This window comes from Vibrio sp. YQ_11 (assembly GCF_043103065.1).
GTDB classification, from domain to species: Bacteria; Pseudomonadota; Gammaproteobacteria; order Enterobacterales; family Vibrionaceae; genus Vibrio; species Vibrio parahaemolyticus.
This window is the reverse complement of record NZ_JBICJM010000002.1, coordinates 1-946: the sequence shown is the minus strand read 5'-3', so window position 1 is coordinate 946 and position 946 is coordinate 1. Positions and strand designations below refer to the sequence as shown.

General features: G+C 50.5%; 1 rRNA gene. It reads right to left on the bottom strand.

What is annotated here, in order from left to right:
* Nucleotides 1-946, bottom strand: a 23S ribosomal RNA gene (locus ACF8EG_RS00020); the annotation flags it as partial.

The following is a 946-nucleotide window of genomic DNA, read 5'->3' as shown; positions in this document are numbered from 1 at the left end:
GGTTTACTACTTAGCCCCGTTACATCTTCCGCGCAGGCCGACTCGACCAGTGAGCTATTACGCTTTCTTTAAATGATGGCTGCTTCTAAGCCAACATCCTGGCTGTCTGAGCCTTCCCACATCGTTTCCCACTTAGTAGTAATTTGGGACCTTAGCTGGCGGTCTGGGTTGTTTCCCTCTCCACGACGGACGTTAGCACCCGCCGTGTGTCTCCCGGATAGTACTTACTGGTATTCGGAGTTTGCAAAGGGTTGGTAAGTCGGGATGACCCCCTAGCCTTAACAGTGCTCTACCCCCAGTAGTATTCGTCCGAGGCGCTACCTAAATAGCTTTCGGGGAGAACCAGCTATCTCCAGGTTTGATTGGCCTTTCACCCCTAGCCACAAGTCATCCGCTAATTTTTCAACATTAGTCGGTTCGGTCCTCCAGTTGATGTTACTCAACCTTCAACCTGCCCATGGCTAGATCACCTGGTTTCGGGTCTATATCCAGAGACTGAACGCCCAGTTAAGACTCGGTTTCCCTACGGCTCCCCTAGATGGTTAACCTTGCCACTGAATATAAGTCGCTGACCCATTATACAAAAGGTACGCAGTCACAGGACAAGCCTGCTCCTACTGCTTGTACGTACACGGTTTCAGGTTCTATTTCACTCCCCTCACAGGGGTTCTTTTCGCCTTTCCCTCACGGTACTGGTTCACTATCGGTCAGTCAGTAGTATTTAGCCTTGGAGGATGGTCCCCCCATATTCAGACAGGATATCACGTGTCCCGCCCTACTCGATTTCACTGAACACACGTCGTCAACTACGGGACTATCACCCTGTATCGTCGGACTTTCCAGACCGTTCGTCTAACGCGTGTAAAGCTTAAGGGCTAGTCCAATTTCGCTCGCCGCTACTTTCGGAATCTCGGTTGATTTCTTTTCCTCGGGGTACTTAGATGTT